The sequence below is a fragment of the Arthrobacter sp. LAPM80 genome, assembly GCF_046736435.1.
GTDB lineage: Bacteria > Actinomycetota > Actinomycetes > Actinomycetales > Micrococcaceae > Specibacter.
The window spans coordinates 25,620-50,492 of the sequence record NZ_JBCHVD010000008.1; the positions used below are offsets into that span (position 1 = coordinate 25,620).

A 24,873-nucleotide genomic window follows, 5' to 3' on the forward strand; every position below is an offset into this window, starting at 1 on the left:
GAAACCATGCCTTCCACATCCGACCGAATTTTCGGCTTCCTCCGCTCGTTCGCCCGTGTTCTTTTCACACCCGGGCGAAGCGCACCAACCAAGACCACCCGTCCCGGAACCAAGCCCCGCCCGGGTTCCGGTTCGCACCCGGCGGGCCGTCCGGCGTCGAACGCGCCGCTGGCGGGCCTGAGCTCGCCCTATCCCGGGGACTTCAGCGGCACAGCCAAGGTTGCCTATGCGCCCAAGCCCGACGGCGCCGCCGACCCCGGTGAGATCGTGTGGACCTGGGTGCCGTTTGAGGAGGACTACAGCCAGGGCAAGGACAGGCCCGTGCTGGTGGTGGGCAGGAACGGCAAGCGTCTGCTCGCGCTCATGCTCACGAGCAAGGACCACAGCAACGACCGCCGCGGCGACAACGACTACATCGACATTGGCACCGGCACGTGGGACAAGCTGGGGCGCCCCAGCGAGGTAAAGCTCGACCGCATCCTCCAGGTCTCCCCCGCCGACCTGCGCCGCGAGGGTGCGGTGCTTGATGCGAAACGGTTTGCGGTCGTGGCGGGCGGCCTGCGGAGCCGACACGGCTGGACGTAGCAGCGGCACCCTGGGGCCCATATCTGATAAACTTGTTAATTGTGTGTATCCGTGCAGGTCGGCGGATGCAACAGCTTGACCTGACGTTCACCACAATTCGAGCATCCCCACGCCGCTGTCAACGGTCAAGCTACGCCCTCTACGACCGAATTTACGTATCAAAAGAGAGTTATACAACGTGGCTAATATCAAGTCCCAGAAGAAGCGCATCCTGACCAACGAGAAGGCGCGTCAGCGCAACCTTGCTGTTCGTTCAGGCGTCAAGACCGCTGTTCGTGCAGTAAACACGGCAGTTGCCAATGGCGACAAGGATGCAGCTGTGGCTGCACTGGTGAATGCAGGCCGCAAGCTGGACAAGGCTGTCAGCAAGGGTGTTCTGCACGCCAACAACGCTGCCAACCGCAAGTCGGCCATCTCCAAGAGGGTTAACGCCCTCTAAGGGAAGCTGATCTGCTTCGCAACTCTGGCGTTGGGCCCCCACCGATTGGTGGGGGCCCAACGTGGTTAACGTCTGGTTTTCTCAGTGGCTGCGGGGTTACCGCCGCGCGGCCTGCGATATCACCGTCACGGCATGCTCCACCGCATACACCGGGTCCTTCGCCTCGCCCTTGACCTGGGCGTCGGCCTCGGCAAGGACTTTGATGGCAGTGACAAGCGCGGGGCCGGACCAATACCCGGCGTCACGCTGTGCGGCCTCAACCTGCCAGGGGGACATGCCAGTTTCACGGGCCAGCTGTGCGGAGCTGCCGCGCAGGGAAAATACCTTCGCCACCTGCCGGACCTTCATGGCCAGGGCCCCGACGAGGGGAACCGGGTCAACGCCAGTGGCGAGGGCGTGCCGCAGGGTGGACAGGGCGGCTGGCCCGTTGCCCGCCAAGGCCGCATCGGCGACGCGGAAGGCCGTGGCCTCGACCCGCCCGCCGTAATATTTGTCCACGTCATCGGTGCCGACCATGCCGGTGGTGTCGGAAATCAGCTGCGAGCATGCGGCAGCGAGCTCAGACAGGCTGGCCCCGACGGCGGCCACGAGCGCGCGCACGGCCGCGGCCTCGATGCGGCGCTTGGCCAGGGAAAACTCGGCGCCCACGAACTGCGCCTTTTCGACGTCCTTCTTCAACGGCTGACATTCGACCCGCGGCACTCCCAAGGCCTTGAGTGCGTCGAGCAGTTTCTTGCCGCGCACCCCACCGGCATGGATCAGCAGCAGGGTGACGTCGGGCGCCGGATCCTTGATGTAGGCCAGGGCGTCCTGTAGGAAGTCATCGGACATGCTGGCGAGGGCCGTGGCTTCAATCAACTTCGGCTCGCTGAACAGGGACGGACTGGCCACCATGCCAAGCTGGCCGGCCGTGTAATGGGCGGCGTCAATCGACGTCAATTCCAGTTCGGGGCTGCCCGCGCGCAGTTTCCGCCGGACGTCATCGACGGCCCGGCTGGCGATGAAGTCTTCGGGCCCGTAAACCAGCACGACGGGCGCCAGCGGCACGTCGCGCCAATCACCACCTACCTGGCCACGTGCGGAGGTTCTGGGTGCCGCGCTCACGTGTGCGGTCTTTTCATTGCATTCTTCACGTCCTCTACTGTGCCACCCCGTGCTGCTATTCCCAACCCGGCAGGTGCAACTCCCAGCCTCCCCGCTCACAGCCGCACCACGGCCGCCGTCCACCACACGGTGGCCGCGGCAGCCGCGGCTACACAGGCCCCGAAGCCGAAACGCTGACGCCACCTTGCGGGAATATGAACCACCACACCGGTGATTGCCAGCGCAAACCGCTCCCTTGAAACCACCGCAACGAGCCCGCAGAGCACCGCAGCATCAAACAGGGCCATCAATGCTGCGCCCTGAATCCCTGCCGGCCAGGGCAGGCTCGCCGCCGGAAGCACCGACATGAAATGCGCGACGGTGGCCACCCACCAGGCGCCGGCACCACTGGCCGCGGCGCACAGTGCTGCCAGCGGCGGAACCAGGGCTGCGAGGACCATGCCCAGGGTGCCCACCGTGGTCACCAGCGCAACAACGGGGGCCGCGAGCATGTTGGCCGGAACTGTGTAGGGTGTAAGCCTCGCCTGCAACAAGACAATCACAGGTGCGCAGAAAAGCTGGGCGGCCAGGGGTATGGCCACCGCCTGCGCCAGCCACAGGGGCAGCAGGACCGACAGCCACTCAACGCAGCGCCGCCCGACAAGGTGCAGCCCCAGCGTGGCCAGCACCGAGAGGACGAACGCAAAGTCCCCGGCAAGCCATGGATCCACCAACAGCAGCACAAGAATGCTCACCGCCAGCAGACTCCCGGTCCTCCTCGGCCTGCCGCCGGCGATGGCCACGGCGCCGATGCCGCCCATCACGGCAGCCCGAAGAACACTGGCGTCGGGGCCGACGACAATGACAAATCCTGCCAGCCCCGCGATCGCTGCGGCCGCTGCGGCGGGCCGGGGCGCACGGAGCGTACGCAGGATGAGCATGAGTGAGGCCAGCACGAGCGTACAGTTCGCACCGCTGACAGCCGTCAGGTGCGTCAGGCCCACGACCTTCATTGATTCGTCCAGGGAGGCATCCATCCCGCCGCGGTCGCCCATGACCATGCCCGGCAGGAGCCCGGCCACATCGGCGGAAACCGGCGCCCAGACCCGTTGCACCTCTGTCACCCACGAACTGCGGATGGTCCCCGCGACAGCCTGTGGCCCGTCCCTGACCCGGAGGACGTCCATGGGTTCGGTGCCGGGCCTGAGCAGCCCCTTGACGTTGTCGGCCGCGGCGACAGGCACAATCCTTCCAGAGGTGCCCGCACTGTCCCCCGGCTGCAATTTTCCCCATGCCATCGCACCAATCACCCGGATGCGGATCGGCCCCGTCAGTTCCCGCCCCTTCGTGGTTGCACGCAGGACAACAGCGTCGAAAACCACCCGAGGCGCAAGGTTCCCTGAGGCAATGGGGTGGGGCTGGGTGGCGACCTCCAAGGTGAGCGCCATGTCCTCCCCCTGCGCCGCGGCCAGGTCAGATGCCCCGGTTGCAAACTGCCGCAGGGCTATCGCCGCCAGCACGGCAAGGATGCACACGCCTGCAAGCAGCAAAGTGGCACCGAGCAACGGGCCCCGGTGCCGGGACGCGCGCCGTCCGCCCACCTGGCCGGCGCGCCCCTGGTCCCGTGCACCCCGCAGCCGCCAGCGGACAGCCAGGGCGAGCAGCAGGCTTCCGCCAAGCAGCATGGCACCACCGGCAACCAGCGCCGGGGGCCAGCCGACGGCGACCGCCGCGACCAACCACACTCCTGCAACAGCAGGCAGCAGCCTGATGTCCGGGCGGTGCCGCGGCTTCGAATCGGCCTGTGCTGCATGGGCCTCCGACAGGCGGCGGCGCAGGTCCCGGGCCCGATGGCCGATGGTGCCGCGCAGGCGCCCGAAGCGGCCTGTGGCGGGGTCGGGCTCCTTCGCGTCGACGGCGGCCCTGGTAAAACGTGCCCACCGCGGATCCCTGCCCGTCATGAAACCGTCACCAGGTCCCGCAGGCCGGCCAGGAGTTTGGGTCCGATGCCCGTGACGGCAGTGAGTCCCTCCACAGAGGTAAATGGACCGTGGTCCGTGCGCCAGGCAACAATCCGCCCTGCCAGCACGGGCCCGACGCCGGGCAGGGTGTCGAACTCCGCGGCCGTTGCCGTGTTCACGTTGAGCAGCCCGTTACGGGACGCAGCGCCCGCCGGGGCACTTGGCCCTTGGCCGCCCTCGGGCGGATGGCCGGTTCCTTGACGTGCCGCCGCTGCTGCGGCTTCTTCAGCGGTCGGCACAAGAATCTGGGTCCCGTCGGCCAGCGGCGCGGCGAGGTTTAGGGCGTCAAGGGCTGCGCCGGGCAGGGCTCCCCCGGCGGCATCGAGCGCCTGATAGACCCTGCTTCCGGGCGGAAGGGGGAAAACGCCGGGGTTCTTCACCGCACCGGCGACGTGGACAACACGAATCCCCGGCATCGGCGTGGCTGGTGCTGCTGCGGGCGCCGGAGCCGCAGATGGGCGGCTCGCAGGCGTCTTTCCAGCCGTTGCTTGCTCCGCGGAACCGCCTGTATCACCCACCGGCGGCACCACAAGTTTCCGGCCTACCTCGGTGGAGAGCTCGGCTGAAGCGCCCTGCACTCCTGCCGATTCAATCCAGAGGACACCCAGGGCCGCTGAAATCATGGCAAGGACCACAACCAGTGCGCGCAGGGAAATGACCCACCGGGGCCCGCGCCGGCACGGCCTGCCGTCGGGCGGTGAAGTGCCACCGGGACGTGACCAGCGCCCGGTCGGGTCCCGCCCGTTGTCGCCACCTCCGCTGTTGCCTCTCATGGGACAACGCTAGGCTCCACGGGACGGGGCTTGAGCGTAGGACTGCCCGGATGTGCGCAACTACGTTCCGGGCGCCGCCTGTGGAGGAACATCGCCCTGCAGGGAAGGGCCCTGCGGGAGAAGGGCATCGGACACGACGACGACAAGCACACCCAGCCCGGCGTGGGCTGCCAGCACTGCAGGCAGCCTCGTCAGGGTGGCGGCATCAAGGCTAGGGAATGCCGCCTCAAGCGAGCCGCCCAGGGCCTTGGCCTGCTCCTCGTTGCCGAAATGGTGCACGCTGATCTGCGTTGCCGCTGCGCCGCGGGAGGCGATGTCGGCCTCGGCAAGCGCTTGGAGGCGGGCTATCGCCTTTGGTGCCGAACGCACCTTTTCGAGGGGCACCACGGCGCCGTCCCTGATGCCAAGGATGGGTTTGATGTCAAGGACGGTGCCCAGCCAGGAGGAGGCAAGGCTGATCCGCCCGCCGCGTCGAAGCTGCTCAAGGCTGGGAACGTAAAAATAGACTTTTGTCGAAGCCATGGCCGCGGTTGCTGCAGCCATCACCTCTTCTGCGCCGGCTCCCAGCAGTGTCGCGGCGATGGCAGCCTGCACCCCCCTGCCCTGCCCCATGCCGGCCGTGCAGGAATCGATCACGTGCACGGACAGCGGTGCGCGCCGGGACGCCATCAGCGCAGCATCGAAGGTCCCCGACAGCTTCGTGGAGATGTGCAGCGACACAACGGCGTCGTAGCCCGCATCCGCGGCGCCCTTGTACGCGCGGTCAAACTGGCCAGGGGACGGCCGGGAAGTTTTTACAGGGGTGCCCGACGCCAAGGCAAGGGACACGTGGGTCTCAAGTTCGGCGTCGTCGTCGGAGTAGACGTTTTCGCCGATGATCACGGGCATGGGAACGACCGTCAAAAGCCCGTGCCCGGCGAATTCCTGGATCCATTCCGGTGGCAGCGCGGCTGCGGAGTCGGTGACGATGGCAATCCTCGGTCTGGGCGGCCGTGGCAGCCCTGGCCCGCCTGCCGGGGAAGCAACGGACTTGGGACAGAGGCGCTGGACCTGCTGGCGGAGCCAGGTGCGTGCTGCGGCTGTTTCGCTCACCGCTCTCCCTTCCAAAAGCTTCCATCAACGTGGTCGTATAGGTGCCGTTAAGCACCGAGGTGCCTTCCCTGCCGGTGGGCTGGGAAGGCACCAAGGTGGTGTGCCAAACGCTTTCTAGGCAGGAACGATATTGACCAGCTTAGGCGCACGCACGATCACGGTGCGGATGCCACGGCCGTCGAGGGCCTTTTGGACAATCTCGGATGCCATGGCCAGTTCGCGCAGCTCATCCTCGGTGATGTCGGGTGAGACTTCAAGGCGGTCCTTGACCTTGCCCTGGATCTGCACGACGGCAGTGACGCTCTGCTCGACCAGCAGTGCCTCATCCACTGCTGGGAAGCCGGCGTTGGCGACCGATGCGGGGTGGCCAAGGGTCTCCCACATGTCCTCCGCCGTGTAGGGCGCAAACAGGCTCAGCAGGATCGAGACGGCCTCGGCCGCCTCGCGGACGGCAGGGTCTGTTGCGCCGGCGCCGGAGTCAATGGCCTTGCGGGTCGCATTGACAAGTTCCATGAGCTTGGCAACGACAACGTTGAACTTGTGGCCTTCAAGGAGGGCCTTGGCCTCGTGGATGGTGCGGTGCGTCAGGGAACGCAGGGCCGCGTCGCCACCGGCGGCGGGCGTGCCCGCGGCACTGTCGACGTCCCGGGCCAGACGCCAGGCGCGGGCCAGGAACTTGGCCGAGCCCGACGGCGAAACATCCGCCCAGTCGACGTCGTCCTCCGGCGGGCCGGCGAAGATCATGGTGAGGCGGATGGCGTCCACACCGTACTTATCCAGCTGCTCGCCGAGGTTCACACCGTTGCCCAGCGACTTGCTCATGGCCTTGCCGCCGTTGAGCACCTGGCCTTGGTTCAGCAGGCGGCTGAACGGCTCGGTGGCCTCCAACAGGCCAAGGTCATGGATGACCTTGGTGAAAAAGCGCGCGTACAGCAGGTGCAGGATGGCGTGCTCGACGCCGCCGACGTACTGTCCAACAGGCATCCAGTTGTTGACCATGGCCGGGTCGAACGGGCCTTGGGTGTACTGGGGTGAGACGAAGCGCAGGAAGTACCAGGACGAGTCAACGAAGGTGTCCATGGTGTCGGTGTCGCGCTTGGCTGCCTTGCCACAGGCGGGGCAGTCGACGTTGACCCAGTCGGCGGCGGCTGCCAGCGGGCTGGTGCCCTTCGGGGACAGGTCCTCGCCCCGCAGGTTGTCCGGCAGGCGGACGGGCAGCTGGTCATCCGGGACGGGAACTTCGCCGCAGTCGGCGCAGTGGATGATCGGGATGGGGGTGCCCCAGAAGCGCTGGCGTGAGAGCAGCCAGTCGCGCAGGCGGAAGTTCACGAACTTCTCACCTGTCCCGAGCTTCCCCAGGATCTCGATGGCCGCCGGTATGCCTTCAGCCTTGGACAGTCCGTTGAGATCGCCGGAGTTGATCAGTGTGCCCTCGCCGGTGGTGGCGATGCCGGTGTCGGCGGGGTCCTCGGCGCCGGTGTCCAACACCGCACGGACGGGCAGGCCGAAGGCCTTGGCGAAGTCCAGGTCACGCTGGTCGTGGGCGGGGACGGCCATGATGGCGCCCGTGCCGTAGTCGGCCAGCACGTAGTCTGCGGCCCAGACGGGCAGCAACTCGGAGGTCAGCGGGTTGATGGCGTAACGGCCGGTGAACACACCTGACTTGGGGCGTTCGGTTGACTGGCGTTCGATGTCACTGAGCGCCTTGACCTGCTCGCGGTAGTCGCTGAGCGCCTCGGCGTGCTCGGCGGTCACCAGGTCCAGGGCAAGGGGGGCATCGGCGGCGACTACGAAGAACGTTGCGCCGTAGAGGGTGTCGGGGCGGGTGGTGAAGACGGTCAGCTCCTGCTGCGGCAACTGACCGGCTGCCTCGATGACGAAGGTGACATGGGCCCCCTCGGAGCGGCCGATCCAGTTCTTTTGCATGGCCAGCACACGGTCCGGCCAGTTACCCTTCAGTGCGTCCATGTCATTGAGCAGGCGGTCTGCGTAGTCGGTGATCTTGAAGTACCACTGGTTCAGGGACTTCTTGGTCACCAGGGTGCCGCACCGCTCGCAGGCGCCGTTGACGACCTGTTCGTTGGCCAGCACCGTCTGGTCCTTGGGGCACCAGTTGACGGGAGAGTTCTTCCTGTACGCCAGGCCACGCTCGTGGAAGCGCTTGAACAGCCACTGCGTCCACCGGTAGTACTCGGGGTCTGAGGTCTGTAGGCGGCGGGTCCAGTCAACGGAGATGGCATAGCGCTTGAACGACTCGGCCTGCGTGTCGATGTTTGCGTACGTCCACTCGCTGGGGTGCGCGTTGTTCTTGATGGCGGCGTTCTCGGCCGGCAGGCCGAAGGAGTCCCAGCCGATCGGGTGCAGCACGTCGTAGCCGAGCTGGCGCCAGTAGCGTGAGACGACGTCGCCCATGGCGAAGGCCTCAGCGTGGCCCATGTGAAGGTCGCCCGAGGGGTAGGGGAACATGTCAAGGACGTAGCGGCGTTCCTTGGAACCGTCATCAAGGGGCGTGAAAACCTTTAGGTCCTCCCAGACGGCCGGCCATTTGGCTTCGATCTGGGCGAAACTGTAGACGCCCTCTTCGCTGTTCTCATCGGTCTCGAACTGCACGCTCACGTACCCTGCCTCTTCATTCATCATTGGCTTCCTGCGTCTCGTTCCTTACACACAAAAGCCCCTCGACATAGCAAGGGGCGGCCGCAACATCAGTCGCGGCTAGGTAAGGAGGAGAAAGTTATGCACACCTTTACTTTAGCGCACACTCCCCCTCCCCGCTCACTGGTTCCGGAGGACGGTCACCGGTACTTTCGGCAAGGACGACGGCGGCAGATGAGCGCCGCCGTCGTCGCGCCTTAAACCAAAACTGTGACGCACCTATTGCCTGACAATCAACCATATTCGATCGATCTTGGTGCAATAAGCGCGTCACAGACGGAAGGGGTTAGAGCACGTCCTCGTCAACCCAGTCCATGGACTTGGTGACGGCCTTCTTCCACAGGCGCATCTGGCGGTCGCGCTCGGCGGCCTCCATCTGCGGCTCCCATCGCTTGTCCTCGGACCAGTTGGCCGACAATTCGCCCAGGTCGTTCCAGAAGCCGACGGCCAGGCCCGCCGCATAAGCCGCTCCCAGGGCCGTGGTCTCGGTGACCTTCGGGCGGATGACCGGCACCCCGAGGATGTCGGCCTGGAACTGCATGAGCGCATCGTTGGCGACCATGCCGCCGTCGACCTTGAGTTCTGTCAGGTCCACGCCCGAGTCGGCATTGACGGCGTCCAGAACCTCCCGGGTCTGGAAGGCGGTGGCCTCCAAGGCGGCCCGGGCAATGTGGTTCTTGTTCACAAAGCGGGTCAGGCCCACAATGGCGCCACGGGCGTCCGCACGCCAATACGGTGCAAACAGGCCCGAGAACGCAGGCACGATGTACACGCCGCCATTGTTCTCCACCGCTGCCGCCAGCTCCTCAACCTCGGGAGCGGACTTGATCATGCCGATATTGTCGCGCAGCCACTGGATCAGTGAACCGGTGACGGCGATGGAGCCCTCAAGGGCGTAGTGCGGCTTGGCGTCGCCGAGCTTGTAGCCCAGTGTGGTGAGCAGCCCGTTCTTCGAGTGGACAATTTCCTCGCCCGTGTTGAAGATCAGGAAGCAGCCGGTGCCATAGGTGTTCTTGGCCTCGCCCTGGTTGAAAGCTGCCTGGCCAAACGTTGCCGCCTGCTGGTCACCCAGGATGCCGGCCACGGGGACCTCGCGCAGCAGCTGGCTGCCGTGCACGTGGCCGTACACCTCGGAGGAGGACTTGATGGCAGGCATCATGGACTTCGGCACGCCGAAGACGGCCAGGATTTCCTCATCCCACGACAGCGTTTCAAGGTCCATGAACATTGTGCGCGAGGCGTTGGTGACATCGGTGATGTGCACGCCGCCGTCGGGCCCGCCCGTCAGGTTCCAGGTGACCCAGCTGTCGGTGTTGCCGAACAGCAGGTCCCCGGCCTCGGCCCTTTCACGGGCCCCTTCAACGTTGTCAAGAATCCACTTGATCTTGGTGCCCGAGAAGTAGGTTGCCAGCGGCAGGCCCACCTTGGCCTTGAAGCGCTCCACGCCGCCGTCGGCTGCCAGCTCGTCCACGATGGGCTGCGTGCGGGTGTCCTGCCACACGATGGCGTTGTAGACGGGCACGCCGGTGTTCTTGTCCCAGACGACGGCGGTTTCGCGCTGATTGGTGATGCCGACGCCGACAATGTCATGGCGGGTCAGATTGGCCTGGGCCAGCGCGGTGCCGATGACCTCGCGGGTGTTGTTCCAGATCTCGGTCGCGTTGTGTTCGACCCAGCCGGCCTTGGGGAAAATCTGCTCATGCTCGAGCTGGCCGGTGGAGACAATGTTGCCGTCATGGTCAAAGACGATGGCCCGGCTGCTGGTGGTTCCCTGGTCAATGGCAATTACATACTGAGACATGTTTAATTCCTTTGCTCGTGAATCACATTATGAACAAACAGTTGGTTGACTAACTTGCCGCCACCACGAGGGGCAGCCAGGATGCTGCGAGTCCCCCGAGTGCGCCCCCGAGGAGGGGGCCAACCACGGGTACCCAGGCGTAGCTCCAGTCGCTGGAGCCCTTCCCCTTGATGGGCAGCAGTGCGTGCGCAATGCGCGGCCCCAGGTCACGGGCGGGGTTGATGGCGTATCCGGTGGGACCACCGAGGGACGCGCCGATGCCGACAACGAGAAGTGCCACGGGAAGCGGACCGAGCGCGGCGGGGCCGTTGGCAAAGTGCAGGATGACGAATACAAGAACAAACGTGCCGATGACTTCAGTGGCAACGTTCCAGCCATAGCTGCGAATGGCAGGTCCGGTTGAGAAAACACCCAGCTTCGTTGCAGCATCAGGTTCGCTGTCAAAGTGCTGCTTGTAGGCAATCCAGCAGACGACGGCGCCGATGAATGCGCCAACGAGCTCACCACCGAAGTACGTCATGGTGGAAGCGAAATCAACAGCGACACCGGGTGCGTACTCGGCCTTGCCGTTGGCCAACAAACCTACTGTGACGGCCGGATTGAGGTGTGCCCCCGATTTGGCGGCGACAAAGACACCGGCAAAGACTGCCAAGCCCCAGCCCCAGTTGACCAGCAGGAACCCGCCGGAATTACCCTTGGTTCCTTTCAAGGCAACGTTGGCAACGACACCACAACCCAGCAGGGTCAGCATCATTGTTCCCATCACTTCGGATGCGAACACTATTCCTAGAGACATCTTTGACTCCAATTGGTTAATTCCTACACGAAAGGGCCAACCACTGTTGGTTGGCCCTCTTGAGCCCCCATTGCCCCGAAGGGCTAGGCAATCAAGCTTTGTACCTGGACTCCGTGGAAATGGTCCAGGACATACACGGCGTGGCTGATTTCTTCAGCAACCTTCGCCTCGTTCCAGCCCAGCGGCCCCGCAAGTGCGGCCGCGGTCTCGGCCAGTAGTTCGCTGGTGACAAGTCCACGGAAGGCCAGTGAGGTGCGGCGGATCATGACGTCGATGAGATGTCCGACCTGCTCGTTCTCCACCATGAAGGCAACCTCGCGGTCACTGAGTTCATCGGTCGAGTCGAACACGGTGTCCTCGCCTTCCTTCAGGTAGGCCAGGACGTCCTCGGCGCGGGTGCCATAGCGGGTCAACAACGTCCCCGACCGGGCTGCATCCACCGAATCGCCCGTGTGGGAGGCGATCCAGGCTTCAATGCCTGCGCTGGTGTCCGGGAAGTTCACGCCCCCGCCAATGGGGAGTTTGGCCGTCGATGTTTTGCGCGTCTCACCCAGGATGGCCAGGACGTCGTTGGTCATGTGCTCGGACAGGGCACGGAAGGTCGTCCACTTTCCGCCGACCAGGCTGAGCACGGGAACGGAGGCGCCGGCGATGGTGCGGTCCGAACGCTCGATGCGGTAGTCGCGGGAGACGAAACCGGGAGCGGTTTCGTCGTGGCGCGGCAGCGGGCGCACACCGGCGAAGCTGTAGACGATCTCGTCCCTGGTGACGAGGACGTTGGGGAAGACATGCCCGATGAGATCGAAGAAGTAGTCGATCTCCTCCTCGGTGCAAACGGCATCCGCGGTCATGTCGGCGTCGACGTCCGTGGTGCCGACAAGAACCCGATCACCCATGGGGTAGATCAGTACGATGCGGCCGTCGGTGTGTTCGAAGAAGATCTCGCGGCCGTTGCAGGCAGCCAGCAAGCCCGGGTGGTCAAAGACGATGTGCGAGCCCTTGGTGCCGCCCATGAACTTGGTGGCAGCACCCATGGCCGAGTTGGTCATGTCGACCCAGGCGCCTGTGGTGTTGATGATGACGTCGGCGGTGAACGTAAAAGTTTCGCCCGTGAGCTGGTCGGTGAGCTCGACGCCGTCATCCTTGACCGCGGTTGCCGCAACATAGTTGGTGGCGCGGGCCCTGGTCTCTGTGGCGGTCGCCCCGGCCTTCTCACCATCCTGGAGCACGTCCAGGGTCAGGCGCTCGGGGTTGTGCACCGAGGCGTCATAGTAGGTTGCGGCGTACTTGATGCCCGGGTGCAACTGGGGAAGTTCGGCCAAGGCCTTCTTGCGGCCCTTGAAGTCGTGGCGGGGAACTGTGCCGCCGTCACGTGAGAAGGCATCGTATAACGTCAGGCCAACCTTGATCAGGAACGCCCCGCGTTCCTGCGGCTTGCCCTGCTTGTGGGTCAGGAAGCGGATGGGGGCGCTGAGAATGCCCGAGAAGGTGCTGAAGATCGGGATGGTTGTCTGCAGCGGCTTGACATAGTGCGGTGCGATCTTCAGCAGCCCGTTGCGCTCAACCACCGATTCCCGCACGAGGCGGAACTCGCCGTTTTCCAGGTAGCGGATGCCACCGTGGATCATGTGCGAGGACGCACCCGAGGCACCCTGGCAGTAATCTCCACGTTCAACCAGGGCAACATCGATGCCCTGCAGGGCAAGGTCGCGGAACGTTCCGACGCCGTTGATGCCGCCGCCAATGATCAAAACGCGGGCATGCGGGCGCTCCTTAAGGGACTCCACCTGGGCACGCACCACCGGTGTCGCATCCTTGGAATCTTCGTTCTTGCCGGCGTTGCCTAGGATTCTCACATCGACCTCATTCGAGTCCCGTTGTTGCGCGCACTGAGCGCCTGTTCCCATTATTGTTTGAATAAACGGAAAATATAGTCAACAGCATTGCACGAACGTGCAGAAAGGGCTGGGATACCGTGTCATCGAAGCGGACAAAACAGCAAGATGCCCTCAGGGCTGCACAAATGTACTACTTGCAGGACCAAACCATGGACGCCATCGCACGCGAGCTTAGAACGTCCCGATCCACCGTTTCCAGGCTGCTTGCGACAGCGAGGGAAACCGGGCTCGTGCAGATCCAGATCAAGACCCCCTCCGACCGCGCCCCCGAACTTGAACGTCTCATCCGCAATCGCTACCGGGTGGAGGTGCACGTGGTTCCTATTTCCGACACGCTCAATGAGATGGAGGTGCTCGAGCGGGTCAGCATGCAGGCCGCCAGGACCATCGGGCCCTTGGTTGACTCCAACGCGGTCATCGGCGTCGCCTGGGGTTCAACGGTGAGCACCGTGAGCCGCCATCTGACCCGCAAGACAACGCACAGCACCACGATCGTCCAGCTCAACGGTGCCGGCAACACCCAGACCTCGGGCATCACCTACGCCTCGGAGATCATCAGGCGCTTCGGAACGGCCTACGGCGCCAAGGTTGAACAGTTTCCCGTCCCGGCCTTCTTCGACCATGCAGAAACCAAGGCCCTGATGTGGCAGGAACGCAGTGTTCGCCGCATCCTTGACTTGCAGGAACGCATGACCATCGCGATCTTCGGCGTGGGCTCAATGGACGCCGAAATCCCCAGCCATGTCTACTCCGGCGGCTACCTTGACTCCACGGACCTTGACGCGCTTGAGGCCAGCGGTGTGGCCGGGGACGTGGCAACGGTGTTCTTCCGTTCGGATGGGAGCGATGAGGGCATTGCGCTCAACTCACGCTCCAGCGGACCCAGCCTGGAGAGCCTGCGCAAGGTCCGGCGTCGTATTTGTGTTGTTTCCGGACGTACGAAGATCACCGGACTGCGTGGGGCACTCGCTGCCGGGCTCGTCACCGACCTGATTTTAGATGAGACGACGGCGCGTGAACTGGTGGAGCAGGACAGCCATGCCACTGACCCGATTTTTGGCTTCCTCAGCAGCCTTGACGGCATCTGAACCCTCAGGCGATCGCCAACTTTTTGGCTGGGCCGCTTCCCCACAGCCCACCGCTCACCCACTGCTGCAGTTCCTTGGTCTCCCGCTCCTCCAACACCACTCCAGCGCTGTGGCACGATTCCTGAACATGTTTCACCCACACGGCAGCCAATGTGGTTGCCGGGGACTGTCCATCGAGCGGATTCCCTGCGATCTTGAGCCCACGAACAACAAGACTGATCTTGGCCCGCGGCGCCGGGGTTCCGCCAGCCACACAGTCATCCCTGACAAGTTTTGCCAGCTCACCGGCATTCGATGACGAGTGGGACCGCACAGCGAGGGAAAGGAAGATCCGGCGGTACTGCGCCATGGACAGGCAGGGGACGGCCGCGGCTTGGGAAATGCGTTGCTCGAAGGTCATCGCAGGCGGATTTGTAACCGCTGACGTGGAGGGCTTGGGGCCAAGATCTTGCACCGAGAACCGGCGTGAATCCCACACCCAGCCGGGAGAAGCCTTGGGTGCTTAGCCGATGTGCCCGCCGATCTGAGCCACCCAGACCCCAAACTTCTTTCGGCCTGCCCAACCGTTCACCAGGGCAGGTTCCTTTGACGCAGCAAGACCGGCAACAGCGGACGCGTGAAGTGGCCCAGGGGCATGGCGGACCAATGCCCGGACGGCGTCTGCCGCGGGGCCGGTGATTGTGGCGGCGGCCGCCACTGCCGGCGGTGTCACCGGGTCAGCCTTCGCGGGGACCCTGGTGGGCAACTCGACCAGCGCCGCGTATTCGCGGGCGCCCCCACCCAGGGACTTCAGGGCATCAAGGGAGTGAATCACGGCGTCGGCCATTTCGCTGTACGCCGAGGCGACGGCACCTGTGACAATGAGGGTTGTCCGGCGGTCCTTGGCACGCAGGCGCTGCACCAGGGCAGTGAAGTCGGCATCTGGCGACGCTATGAAGAACTCATCAATTCGCACGTCTCCCAGCAGAACGTCCATGGCGTCAAGAACCAGGTGGATGTCGGCGCTGCTCTTGCGGTGCATCGTCAGAGAGGGGCAGTCCATGACGCGGAACCCGGCACGCGCCCAGTATTTTCGATAGGGCGAAAACACCTCGGGGTTCAGGTAGCAATTCCTCATCAGGAAACGCCGGGTGCCCCCTGCAGCGGGCGCATCGGCATTGGACACTGCCTTGAGCCACTCAACCGGTTCCCGGGCAAACCGCTCGGCCACGGCAGGATCAACCTGCCTCAGCCGGGAATAGACATTGTCAAAATCAACGAACATGGCCGAACGGCTCCCGCCGCCAGCCGGTGGATCCTGAGTACCCAATGGATGAATCATGGGCACAGTGTGCCAGTTTGCCGGGGCTTTCTCTAGAGTGGTCCAATAATCGCGCTCATGGGTCAAGTGGTACCCACGCCGGGGCCCTGCATGCGCGGCTCAGGAACTGCACCAATGATGTTGCCGCTGCCTGCACTGGGTAAAGTCATGGGTATGCATCGTTCCCCCAAACACACGCTCAACAACGGCGTCAGCATCGACCAGCTCGGCTTCGGCGTCTACAAGGTCCCGGCGGAGGACTGTGCAGACCTGGTCTCGACGGCGATTGACATCGGATACCGGACCATCGACACCGCGGCTCTGTACGCGAATGAGGCCGGTGTCGGGGCGGCGGTAAACCAGGCTGTCGCCGGCGGCATGCCCCGCGACGAGCTGTTTGTCACCTCAAAAGTATGGAACACCGAGCAGGGCTACGACTCAACCCTGGCGGCCTTCGATGCCAGCATGGAACAGCTTGGCCTTGACTACCTGGACATGTACCTCATCCACTGGCCCTGCCCCGAGCGCGGGCTGTTCATCCCCACGTACAAGGCCCTTGAAACCCTGTACCGGGAGGGACGCGTGCGGGCCATCGGCGTGAGCAACTTTGAGCCCGAACACCTTACTCAACTCCTCGACGTCTGCGAGGTTGTCCCTGCCGTGAACCAGGTGGAGCTTCACCCGTGGCTGGCGCAAACCCCATTGCGTGCCCTGCATGCCGAGTTGGGCATTACCACCCAGGCCTGGAGCCCGCTGGCCCGTGGCGCGATCCTTGATGATCCCATCCTGGTGGCCCTGGCCGCAGGGCATGGCCGATCGGTGGCCCAAATCGTTGTGCGGTGGCATGTTCAGTCGGGGCACCTGGTGATCCCCAAGGCCAGCTCGGCGCAGCGGGTCCGCGAGAACCTTTCAGTCTTTGACTTTGTTTTGACCGACGCCGAGATGGGCCTCATTGCCTCGATGGACAATGGCCGCCGCTCCGGTTCAAGCCCCAGTGCCGTTAATTAGCATGGCGCTGAAGAGAAGCACGACGCCGGACACCCCGCCGCTGGCGGTGAACCTCACCGGGCGCGAGAGTGCCCACCGTCTTGACGTCAACGGAACGCCCGTGCACTTCTGGGAGTATGCCCCGGCGGACGGCGGAACTGCCACGCGCACCATTGTGATGGTTCATGGATTCCGCGGCGACCACCACGGCCTGGAACGGGTCGTCGAGCTCCTTCCCGATGACCGGATCATCATGGCCGACCTGCCCGGCTTTGGCACCTCACCGGCGCTTGCCCCCGGAATGCACGGCATCACCGGATACGCGGAATTCCTCGCGGGCTTCCTTGACGCTCTCTCCCTTGGCCCGCAGACCGTCCTGCTGGGGCATTCGTTCGGTTCCCTAGTGGTCAGCCATTTTGTGGCGGCCAACCCGGGCAGGGTGTATCCGTTGATCCTTGTCAACCCGATCGCCTCCCCCGCCTTGGACGGGACCAAGGGCATCATGACCAAGCTTGCCGTGTTCTACTATTGGGCTGCGGCAAAGCTGCCCGAATCCCTGGGCTTCGCTCTGCTCCGCAGCAAACTGATAGTGCACGTCATGAGTGTGACGATGGCGAAAACCCGGGACAAGGCGCTGCTGGCGTTCATCCACGGCCAGCACCATGCCTACTTCAGCGGCTTCGCCAACAGGGACATGCTCCTTGAAGCATTCCGGGCCTCGGTCAGCGGCACGGTCCGCGAGGTCGCCGGCAAGCTCACGCTGCCCACCTTGCTAATTGCCGGTGACAGGGATGAAATCGCACCACTCCCCCACCAGCACACACTCCTTGACCTGCTGCCCGATGGCGAACTGGTTGTCATCGAGAACGTCGGACACCTGATCCACTACGAAACGCCCGGGCCTGCCGCGGCCGCCATCACCGACTTCCTTGAAAGGCACCCCGCACTGTGAGCTACCCAACCGCTGCGAGCAAGCCAACTGCCATGGGCAAGCCAAAAATCGTCATGGACGCCCGGTTCACCCGCATGGACCACCACGACGGCATCAGCCGCTACGGCGCGTCCCTCATGGCCGCCCTCGCACCTTACGCCGACGTGACGATGCTCATCCACGACGAGCGGCAGCTTGCCCTGCTGCCGGATCTTCCCTGGGTGAAGATCAACTCTCCACTGTCCCCACTAGAGCTTTTCGTGGCCCGCCATGTGAACAAGCTGGGCGCCGACCTGGTGTTTTGCCCCATGCAGACCATGGGCAGCTGGGGGCGGAAATACCCGCTGGTGCTGACCCTGCACGACCTTATTTACTACGAGCACCCCGCTCCCCCCGGCTTTTTGCCTGCCCCCGTCCGCATCCTGTGGCGCCTCTACCACAAGGCGTACTGGCCGCAGCGGGTGCTGCTGAACCGGGCAAACGTGGTGGCGACGATCAGCGAAACCACCCTGGGCCTGATGCGCAAGCACGCGCTGACCAAGCGGCCCGTCAGGATCATTGGCAATGCGCCGCAGGGCGAACGCACACCGCGCGATCCCGCTGTGGCGCCGGAGAAGTCGCTCACGTACATGGGCTCGTTCATGCCCTACAAGAACGTGGAAACCTTGATCCGCGGCATGGCCGGGCTGCCCGACTTCACGCTGAACCTGCTCAGCCGCATCTCCGCGGAACGGCGCACGGAACTAGAGGCCCTCGTGCCGGCAGGTGCAACGGTGGTGTTCCACAACGGGGTCACCGACGCCGAGTACGATGAGCTGCTCCTGCGCACAACGGCTCTTGTCACCCTCAGCAAGGCCGAGGGCTACGGCCTGCCGCTGGTCGAGGCCATGGCGCTCGGGACCCCCGTGGTGGTGGCCGACACCGAGATCTTTAAGGAAGTGGGCGGTTCCGCCGCGCACTATGTGCCGGCCGATTCGCCGTCTGACTTTGCGGCAGCCGTCCACGCCCTGGCCGATCCTGAAAAATGGGCTGCCAGCTCGACGGCGTCGGTCGCCCAGGCGGCAACGTTCAGTTGGGATTCCTCGGCCCAGGAGCTTGTGTCCATCGCGCAGGAGCTGCGGAGCCGGTACCGCATCTAGGGTGGGTCCGCCACCTTCGCGCTGTGTGCCATGCCGGACATGGACCCGATGCGCGATTCAGTTAGCGGGTCAACGTCGAGTCAGCGGGTTATTATCCGCTGACTCGATGCTTACCCGCTGACTCGGCGACGGAAGGTGGGCTTAGAGTACGTCGAGCCCGTCGCACCGAACCTGAACGGGGGAACCGACCCTGCGCGCCGCATTCGCGGCCTTCAGTGCACGGATGGTGGCTGTCACGGCCGCCGCCATGGGGTACGGGAAGAGCAGGATGGTCCTGTAGTCAGGTGCGTCATCACCGCTGTCTCCGCCACGCCCCACAAGCACCGGCGCGGGACCGATGCTGCGCACCTCAGCGGGCAGTTTCAGGGCGGCTTGGAACGCCTCAACGTCGGCTTCGCTGCCTGTCAGCGACGCAAGCCGGACGGCAGGGGGCAGCCCCAGTTCGTGGCGCAGCGCAAATTCACGTTCGGCATGTCCGGCAGGGTCCCATCGCACCAAGGCACCGACTTCAACGGATTCCTCGGCCGTGACAACGACAATCCCACCGTCCTTGGCGGGACGGACGAGTGCTGCGGCATTCATCCAGCGCCGCAGTGTTTCCTCGCCGGCACGCAGGGATTCCCGGCGCAGCATGGAATCACCGTCCAGAAGCAATGCCGCCGCGTAGCCGTTGGGCGCGACAGGTTCAGCCCCGATCGTCGCCACCACGATGGCGGGCCTGTCGGGCACCGTTGTCTTGATGTGGTCACCCGAGGATGAAATCACCGGGACGGAGGGGAACGCCCGCCCGAGTTCCTCGGCAGTTCGCAGCGCCCCCACGGCTATGGCGCGCAGCTCGTGGTTGCCGCAGGTGTTGCAGCTGAAGGCGGTCTCCGCCTTGCCGCACCATTTGCAGGTCACCATATTCGATGACGAACCCGGGGACCGCGTCTGCATCAAAGGCCCCGCACAGTGCCGGCACCGTGCCACCTCCCGGCACCGTTGGCAGGCTAGCGCCGGAGCGTAGCCCGTGCGCGCAACCTGCACAAGGACGGGTCCGAACTTCAAGGCGGCCTTGGCGGTTTCCCACGCCCTGTGCGGGAGCCGGGCCATGGCGGCCGCCGGGTCGCGCTCCGTTTCGTAGGAATCGGAGGTGCTGACCACCCGGGCGCTCCCTTTGCGCACCTCCGGACGCCCCGCGAGAAGTTCCTGGGCCCATCCCGTGGCAACAAGGCGCTGCGATTCGCTGCTGCGGCTGTGCCCCGCCATGAGGACTGCGGCATCCTCGACCTCCGAGCGCAGCAGCAGGACGTCGCGGCTGTGCTGGTAGGGCGCGCGGCGCTCAACGTGCAGTTCGTCGCCGTCGTCCCAGCAGCATACGAGGCCCAGGTCCGCCACCGGGGCGTAGGCGGCCGAACGGGTGCCAATGACAATCCGCACATCGCCCGAGAGGACGCGCAGAAAGTTGGCGTAGCGCAGGTTGGGGCCGTCGTCGGCGGTCAGCTTCACGAAACTCTCAACCGGCAACACGGAGGCGAAGGCCTGCTCAAGGAGTTCAAGGTCCCGCAGATCAGGCACCACCACAATGGCGCCACGGCCTGAAATCTGGCAATAAGCCACGACTTGGGCCAGCTGGTGATGCCAGGAGTGTGCGCCGTAACCCGCCAGCGAGCCAAGGACTGCCTTGGGGCTGTCCCCCATGGCAAGTCGCGTGAGGAAGTCCTCGGCATGCGGGAAATCAGCGAAGAGGGAGTGTCCCGGTGTGGCGGGCGGTTCGGCGTCAAGGGGGGCATCAGCCATGGCGGACAGGCTCGCGCGCTCCCCCGCCTGCTGGAGAAACACCTTATCCAGGCTGGCGACCCGCGGCGGCACGGCGACGCGCAGCACGTCGGCCACAGTGCCGCAATAACGCGCGGCAACCTTGCGGGCGAGTTCAAGCACTTGCGGCGCAAGGACGGGAACGGCGGAGTACACGCGGGCCAGCGGAACCAGGCGCGCACTCTCGGACTCGGCCACACGCGCCACGATGAAACCGTTCAGGTCCTGGCCCGAGAATTTCACCCGCACCCGCACACCAGGCTGCGCATCGCCGTCGAGCTCCAGAGGCACGGAGTAATCAAAGATCCGGTCCAGATGCGGCAGGGGCGAGTCGATCACCACCTGGGCGACGGGAAGGTTGGGGGCCAGGACAACACCGCTGTGGGGGTCGGCCACGCGTTTCTTGGCCACAAAGCCGCCAAGGAGGCTCAACTGCACGCCGTGGCTGAGATCGTCGTCCATGAAGTCCTCCTGACTGAAGTATGGATGAATGCGGCGGGTCCAAAAGGGAGCCTTAAAACCAGCTAAGCACAGCCCACTGACAAAGTTGTCGGCAGGCTGTGCTCAGTTGTGGACAAACCGTGGTCCAAAAACCCTTAGGCGTTGAAGAAGGCCTTCAGCGCGTCGACGCGGTCCAGGTTTTCCCACGTGAAGTCGGCGTCGTCACGGCCAAAGTGGCCGTGGGCGGCGGTCTTGGCGTAAATGGGACGCTTGAGGTCAAGGCTGTCGATGATCGCCATGGGGCGCAGGTCGAAGATCGCTGCAATCGCGGCCTCGATGCGGCGCGGGTCGACGGTCTCGGTGCCGAACGTCTCAACGTATACCCCGACAGGGCGGGCAACACCGATGGCGTAGCCGACCTGGACTTCGGCGCGGGAGGCCAGGCCTGCCGCCACAACGTTCTTGGCAACCCAGCGCATGGCGTAGGCGGCCGAACGGTCAACCTTTGACGGGTCCTTGCCGGAGAACGCGCCGCCGCCGTGGCGGGCCATGCCGCCGTAGGTGTCGACGATGATCTTGCGCCCTGTCAGGCCGGCGTCGCCCACGGGGCCGCCGACAACAAACGGGCCTGCGGGGTTCAGGTAGGTCTTGATGGCAGAAACATCCAGGCCCGAAGCCTCCATGACAGGTGCGATCACAAATTCCTGCAGGTCCGCGCGCAGCTGGTCAAGTGAGGTGCCTTCGGCGTGCTGGCTGGAGATGACAACGGTGTCCACGGACACGGGCTTTTCGCCGTCGTACCCGATGGTCACCTGGGTCTTGCCGTCGGGGCGCAGGTAAGAGAGCAGGCCGTCCTTGCGCACATTCGTGAGGCGTTCGGAAAGCCTGTGGGCCAGGAAGATGGGGGTCGGCATGTAGGACGCGGTCTCGTCGCTCGCGTACCCGAACATGAGACCCTGGTCCCCTGCGCCCTGGGTGTCGTACTTGTCAACGGCGGTGCCCTCGCGGACCTCAAGTGCGTTGAACACGCCGTCGGAAATGTCCTGCGACTGCTGGCCGATGGAGACAGACACGCCACAGCGCGCCCCGTCAAAGCCATTGGCCGAAGAGTCGTAGCCGATGTCAAGGATCGTGTTGCGCACGATCGCCGGGATCTCAACGTAAGCGTTCGTTGTCACCTCGCCGGCCACGTGAACGAGCCCCGTGGTCGCCATGGTTTCCACGGCCACCCGGGAATCGGGGTCTTCGGCCAGCAGCGCGTCAAGGATGGCGTCGCTGATCTGGTCACAAATTTTGTCTGGGTGGCCTGCCGTCACCGATTCGGAGGTGAAGAGGCGCAGGGGGTTTGCTGAAGTCACTGGTCTACTCTACTTGGGTTTGAATTGCGCTAAGGGGACGCCGGTCGTGGAATGTCACACAGGAGGGGATCATCACCGTGGTGGGCTACCGTGCTGCCAGGCGCTGCGCCAGGAGAAGCACGACGGCGTCCGCCACCTCACGCTTGCTGCCGGCAGCCTGCACGGGGCCGGCACCGTCAAGGGCGAGGATCTCAACCTGGTTGTTGTCCTGGCCGAAGACCCGCTCGGAACCGGACTCCCCCGGACCCACCTCGTTCACGACCAGGAGGTCACAGCCCTTGCGGACAAGTTTTTCCCGGGCGTAGCTGCGTGCGTCTGCCCGGTCGTCACCGGTCTCCGCGGCAAAGCCAACGATCAGCTGCACCTGGTTCCTCGCCGCCCTGTGGGCCACGACCTCGACGAGGATGTCGGGGTTGCGCACAAGGGCGATGACGGGATCGGCGGTGTCATCACGTTTTTTGATCTTGCCCGTGGAGATGGTGGAGGGGCGGAAATCAGCGACGGCTGCCGCCATGATGACGACGTCGGCCGTTGCCGCAGCCGCAAGGGTTGCCGCACGCAGTTCGAGGGCAGTTTCAATCCGCTGGATTGTGGCGCCTGCGGGTGCGGGCACCTCCATCGGTGCGTGGATCAGGGTGACGGCCGCGCCGGCGGCAAGGGCCGCTTCGGCCAGTGCCACACCCTGTTTGCCCGATGACTTGTTGCCAAGGTAGCGCACGGGATCAAGGGGTTCGCGGGTGCCCCCGGCAGTGATGAGCACACGCTTGCCGGCCAGGGGGCCGGATGCTGCGGGAACGGCGGAAGCCGGGGTGGCAGCGGGGGCCGGGGACCCGGCGTCGTGCGTCACGGCGCAAGAGCCATCGACAAGGGCCATGGCCGCGGCGAAGATCGCCTCAGGTTCAGGCAGGCGGCCGGGGCCGGTGTCGGGGCCCGTCAAACGGCCGACAGCCGGGTCAAGGACATGGACCCCACGCGAACGCAGCAGGGCCACGTTTGCCACGGTTGAGGCATGCTGCCACATTTCCGTGTGCATGGCGGGGGCGAACAGCACCGGGCCGCGCGCCATCAACAAGGTGGTGGTTAGAAGATCGTTGGCGTGGCCGCCGGCAGCCTTGGCCAAAAGGTCCGCAGTTGCCGGGGCCACAACGATCAGGTCGGCCTCATGCCCGATCCGGACATGGTTGACCTGGTCCACGGAGTCGAAAACATTGTTCGTGACGGGCCGTCCGCTCAGCGCCTCCCACGTGGCAACGCCCACAAATTTCGTGGACGCGTCGGTGGGTATGACTGTGACAGCGTGGCCTGCCTCCGTGAAGAGGCGCAGCAGCAACGCGGACTTGTAGGCGGCGATTCCTCCGCCCACCCCCAGGACTATGTTCAGGCTCGACACCGTGTGTGTGCTTAATTCAGTTACGCGGTTTCGACCGGCGTGGAGACCAGCAGGCCCTCGTCGATTTCACGGAAGGCGATTGAGAGTGATTTCTCGTTCAGCTTCGTGTCGACCAGGGGGCCGACGTACTCGAACAGGCCCTCGTGGAGCTGTGCGTAGTAGGCGTTGATCTGGCGTGCGCGCTTGGCACCAAAGATGACCAGTCCGTACTTCGAGTCTGCTGCCTCAAGCAGCGAATCGATTGAGGGATTGATGATGCCTTCGGGTTGTGTAGTCAATTACTTCTCCAAAAAATTCGAAAGGGTGTCTTGCAGATCAAACAATGGTGGAACCAAAAAGTCTGATCAAACAATGTGGTGGGGTGTGAGCCCCATCAGGTCAACCAGCGCGGCTGCAGCACGGCTTACATCGTCATTGACAATGACGTAATCAAATTCCGGCGCGGCAGCAAGTTCCAGTTTAGCCGTTTCCAGCCGTCGCTGCTGTTCCTGGGCGCTTTCTGTGCCGCGTCCCACCAAACGGCGGACCAATTCGTCCCAGCTTGGCGGTGCCAGGAAGACAAAATCCGCCTCCGGCATGGCCTCCTTGACCTGCCGGGCGCCCTGCAGGTCAATTTCCAGCAGCACCGACTTGCCGGCGGCAACCGCGGCCTGAACCGTGCTTCGAAGGGTGCCGTAGCGGTTGACGCCGTGGACAACCGCCCACTCCAGCAGGCCGCCGTCCTGAACGAGCGCATCGAACTCTTCGGCCGTCTTGAAGAAGTAGTGGACCCCTTCGTCCTCGCCCGGACGTGCCGTGCGTGTCGTTGCCGACACCGAGAGCCACACATCGGGGTAGTTGTCCCGGATGAAGGTTGAGACCGTGCCCTTGCCGACGGCGGTGGGGCCCGCCAGGACGGTTACCCCGCTGCGGGCCTTGGTGCGGGTGGTGTTCTCACCGGGTACAGGAACAGTGTTCATGATCTGGCCCCCAGGTAGTCCACCAAGGCCCGGCGCTGGTGCACGCCAAGGCCACGCACCCTGCGGGTTGGGGCAATCCCCAGCTCGCTCATGATCACAGTTGCACGTACCTTTCCAATGCCCGGGAGGGCTTCCAATAATTCACACACTTTAAGTCTGTCCAGTGCAGGTTCACCGGCTGCCGCCTCAAGCACGTCAGCCACACTTGCCTGCCCTGATTTGAGGTTCTGTTTTGCCTGGGACCTGACGGCCCGTGCCGCAATGGCCTTGATGCGTGCGTCTGCGCGTTCCTGATGGGACAACTGCGGCAAATTCACGAAAAAGACTCCCCTAAAAATGA

At 64.5% G+C, this 24,873-nt stretch carries 22 protein-coding genes; 6 read left to right on the forward strand and 16 right to left on the reverse strand.

Features of this window, described 5'->3' with window-relative positions; all coding sequences use genetic code 11:
* Positions 1–6 precede the first annotated feature (6 nt).
* A complete protein-coding gene (locus AAGW05_RS09880) occupies positions 7–585 on the forward strand; it encodes a type II toxin-antitoxin system PemK/MazF family toxin (protein ID WP_411804348.1) in 579 nt (192 codons plus the stop codon).
* A gap of 178 nt (positions 586–763) precedes the next feature.
* A complete protein-coding gene (gene rpsT / locus AAGW05_RS09885) occupies positions 764–1,024 on the forward strand; it encodes a 30S ribosomal protein S20 (protein WP_411804350.1) in 261 nt (86 codons plus the stop codon).
* Positions 1,025–1,120: 96 nt separating this feature from the next.
* Here the strand turns inward: rpsT and holA are convergent, their stop codons facing one another.
* The 8 genes from holA to AAGW05_RS09925 form a co-directional block, all read right to left on the reverse strand.
* Positions 1,121–2,128 carry a DNA polymerase III subunit delta gene (gene holA / locus AAGW05_RS09890; RefSeq protein WP_411804352.1) on the reverse strand — a complete coding sequence of 336 codons (1,008 nt, stop codon included), beginning with the start codon at positions 2,126–2,128 and terminating at the stop codon, positions 1,121–1,123.
* Between the two features lie 95 nt (positions 2,129–2,223).
* Positions 2,224–4,068 carry a ComEC/Rec2 family competence protein gene (locus AAGW05_RS09895; RefSeq protein ID WP_411804353.1) on the reverse strand — a complete coding sequence of 615 codons (1,845 nt, stop codon included), beginning with the start codon at positions 4,066–4,068 and terminating at the stop codon, positions 2,224–2,226.
* Positions 4,065–4,901: a helix-hairpin-helix domain-containing protein gene (locus AAGW05_RS09900; RefSeq protein WP_411804354.1), complete on the reverse strand. Its 837-nt coding sequence runs from the start codon at positions 4,899–4,901 to the stop codon at positions 4,065–4,067. Before AAGW05_RS09900 ends, AAGW05_RS09895 begins: the two co-directional genes overlap by 4 nt.
* Before the next feature lie 60 nt (positions 4,902–4,961).
* Complete coding sequence (locus AAGW05_RS09905; RefSeq protein WP_411804355.1) at positions 4,962–5,993, reverse strand: DegV family protein; 1,032 nt, start codon at positions 5,991–5,993, stop codon at positions 4,962–4,964.
* A gap of 114 nt (positions 5,994–6,107) precedes the next feature.
* Entirely contained in the window at positions 6,108–8,609 is a 2,502-nt protein-coding gene (gene leuS, locus AAGW05_RS09910; RefSeq protein WP_411804488.1) for a leucine--tRNA ligase, read from the reverse strand.
* A 325-nt stretch (positions 8,610–8,934) separates the two neighbouring features.
* Positions 8,935–10,449, reverse strand: coding sequence for a glycerol kinase GlpK (glpK, locus tag AAGW05_RS09915; RefSeq protein WP_411804356.1), 1,515 nt, complete (start codon positions 10,447–10,449; stop codon positions 8,935–8,937).
* A 49-nt stretch (positions 10,450–10,498) separates the two neighbouring features.
* A complete protein-coding gene (locus tag AAGW05_RS09920; protein WP_411804357.1) occupies positions 10,499–11,245 on the reverse strand; it encodes an MIP/aquaporin family protein in 747 nt (248 codons plus the stop codon).
* Between the two features lie 83 nt (positions 11,246–11,328).
* Positions 11,329–13,101, reverse strand: coding sequence for a glycerol-3-phosphate dehydrogenase/oxidase (locus tag AAGW05_RS09925; protein ID WP_411804358.1), 1,773 nt, complete (start codon positions 13,099–13,101; stop codon positions 11,329–11,331).
* Between the two features lie 191 nt (positions 13,102–13,292).
* Here AAGW05_RS09925 and AAGW05_RS09930 point away from each other — a divergent pair, with 191 nt between their 5' ends.
* Positions 13,293–14,231, forward strand: a complete 939-nt coding sequence (locus AAGW05_RS09930) for a sugar-binding transcriptional regulator (RefSeq protein ID WP_411804359.1) — start codon at positions 13,293–13,295, stop codon at positions 14,229–14,231.
* Positions 14,232–14,235: 4 nt separating this feature from the next.
* On the opposite strand, the gene AAGW05_RS09935 is transcribed toward AAGW05_RS09930, so the two are convergent.
* Positions 14,236–14,631 carry a hypothetical protein gene (locus AAGW05_RS09935; protein ID WP_411804360.1) on the reverse strand — a complete coding sequence of 132 codons (396 nt, stop codon included), beginning with the start codon at positions 14,629–14,631 and terminating at the stop codon, positions 14,236–14,238.
* 102 nt (positions 14,632–14,733) lie between these two features.
* Positions 14,734–15,552, reverse strand: coding sequence for an NYN domain-containing protein (locus AAGW05_RS09940; RefSeq protein WP_411804361.1), 819 nt, complete (start codon positions 15,550–15,552; stop codon positions 14,734–14,736).
* Between the two features lie 153 nt (positions 15,553–15,705).
* Between AAGW05_RS09940 and AAGW05_RS09945 the strand changes: the two genes are divergently transcribed.
* Genes AAGW05_RS09945 through AAGW05_RS09955 form a run of 3 tightly spaced genes read left to right on the forward strand, consistent with a single transcriptional unit; the run spans position 15,706 to position 18,588 of the window.
* On the forward strand, positions 15,706–16,539 hold the full coding sequence (locus AAGW05_RS09945; protein WP_411804362.1) for an aldo/keto reductase: 834 nt from the start codon (positions 15,706–15,708) through the stop codon (positions 16,537–16,539).
* 1 nt (position 16,540) lies between these two features.
* Entirely contained in the window at positions 16,541–17,470 is a 930-nt protein-coding gene (locus tag AAGW05_RS09950) for an alpha/beta fold hydrolase (protein ID WP_411804363.1), read from the forward strand.
* A gap of 32 nt (positions 17,471–17,502) precedes the next feature.
* Complete coding sequence (locus tag AAGW05_RS09955; protein WP_411804489.1) at positions 17,503–18,588, forward strand: glycosyltransferase family 4 protein; 1,086 nt, start codon at positions 17,503–17,505, stop codon at positions 18,586–18,588.
* A gap of 141 nt (positions 18,589–18,729) precedes the next feature.
* Here AAGW05_RS09955 and AAGW05_RS09960 read toward each other — a convergent pair whose 3' ends face one another.
* The 6 genes from AAGW05_RS09960 to mihF all read right to left on the reverse strand — a co-directional run bounded on the left by AAGW05_RS09960 (position 18,730) and on the right by mihF (position 24,850).
* A complete protein-coding gene (locus AAGW05_RS09960; RefSeq protein WP_411804364.1) occupies positions 18,730–20,847 on the reverse strand; it encodes a primosomal protein N' in 2,118 nt (705 codons plus the stop codon).
* 134 nt (positions 20,848–20,981) lie between these two features.
* Positions 20,982–22,184: a methionine adenosyltransferase gene (gene metK / locus AAGW05_RS09965; protein WP_411804365.1), complete on the reverse strand. Its 1,203-nt coding sequence runs from the start codon at positions 22,182–22,184 to the stop codon at positions 20,982–20,984.
* A gap of 85 nt (positions 22,185–22,269) precedes the next feature.
* Entirely contained in the window at positions 22,270–23,565 is a 1,296-nt protein-coding gene (locus AAGW05_RS09970; RefSeq protein WP_411804490.1) for a bifunctional phosphopantothenoylcysteine decarboxylase/phosphopantothenate synthase, read from the reverse strand.
* A 29-nt stretch (positions 23,566–23,594) separates the two neighbouring features.
* Entirely contained in the window at positions 23,595–23,852 is a 258-nt protein-coding gene (gene rpoZ / locus AAGW05_RS09975) for a DNA-directed RNA polymerase subunit omega (protein WP_044575390.1), read from the reverse strand.
* Between the two features lie 66 nt (positions 23,853–23,918).
* Positions 23,919–24,533, reverse strand: coding sequence for a guanylate kinase (gene gmk / locus AAGW05_RS09980; protein WP_411804366.1), 615 nt, complete (start codon positions 24,531–24,533; stop codon positions 23,919–23,921).
* A complete protein-coding gene (mihF, locus tag AAGW05_RS09985; protein ID WP_411804367.1) occupies positions 24,530–24,850 on the reverse strand; it encodes an integration host factor, actinobacterial type in 321 nt (106 codons plus the stop codon). Before mihF ends, gmk begins: the two co-directional genes overlap by 4 nt.
* Between the last annotated feature and the right edge of the window lie 23 nt (positions 24,851–24,873).

Coding starts and splice junctions, on each gene's coding strand:
- AAGW05_RS09880 (WP_411804348.1), top strand. CDS start 7: ATGCCTTCCACATCCGACCGAATTTTCGGCTTCCTCCGCTCGTTCGCC.
- AAGW05_RS09895 (WP_411804353.1), bottom strand. CDS start 4,068: ATGACGGGCAGGGATCCGCGGTGGGCACGTTTTACCAGGGCCGCCGTC.
- AAGW05_RS09900 (WP_411804354.1), bottom strand. CDS start 4,901: ATGAGAGGCAACAGCGGAGGTGGCGACAACGGGCGGGACCCGACCGGG.
- glpK (WP_411804356.1), bottom strand. CDS start 10,449: ATGTCTCAGTATGTAATTGCCATTGACCAGGGAACCACCAGCAGCCGG.
- AAGW05_RS09920 (WP_411804357.1), bottom strand. CDS start 11,245: ATGTCTCTAGGAATAGTGTTCGCATCCGAAGTGATGGGAACAATGATG.
- AAGW05_RS09930 (WP_411804359.1), top strand. CDS start 13,293: ATGGACGCCATCGCACGCGAGCTTAGAACGTCCCGATCCACCGTTTCC.
- AAGW05_RS09935 (WP_411804360.1), bottom strand. CDS start 14,631: ATGACCTTCGAGCAACGCATTTCCCAAGCCGCGGCCGTCCCCTGCCTG.
- AAGW05_RS09940 (WP_411804361.1), bottom strand. CDS start 15,552: ATGATTCATCCATTGGGTACTCAGGATCCACCGGCTGGCGGCGGGAGC.
- AAGW05_RS09945 (WP_411804362.1), top strand. CDS start 15,706: ATGCATCGTTCCCCCAAACACACGCTCAACAACGGCGTCAGCATCGAC.
- AAGW05_RS09950 (WP_411804363.1), top strand. CDS start 16,541: ATGGCGCTGAAGAGAAGCACGACGCCGGACACCCCGCCGCTGGCGGTG.
- AAGW05_RS09955 (WP_411804489.1), top strand. CDS start 17,503: ATGGGCAAGCCAAAAATCGTCATGGACGCCCGGTTCACCCGCATGGAC.
- AAGW05_RS09960 (WP_411804364.1), bottom strand. CDS start 20,847: ATGGACGACGATCTCAGCCACGGCGTGCAGTTGAGCCTCCTTGGCGGC.
- gmk (WP_411804366.1), bottom strand. CDS start 24,533: ATGAACACTGTTCCTGTACCCGGTGAGAACACCACCCGCACCAAGGCC.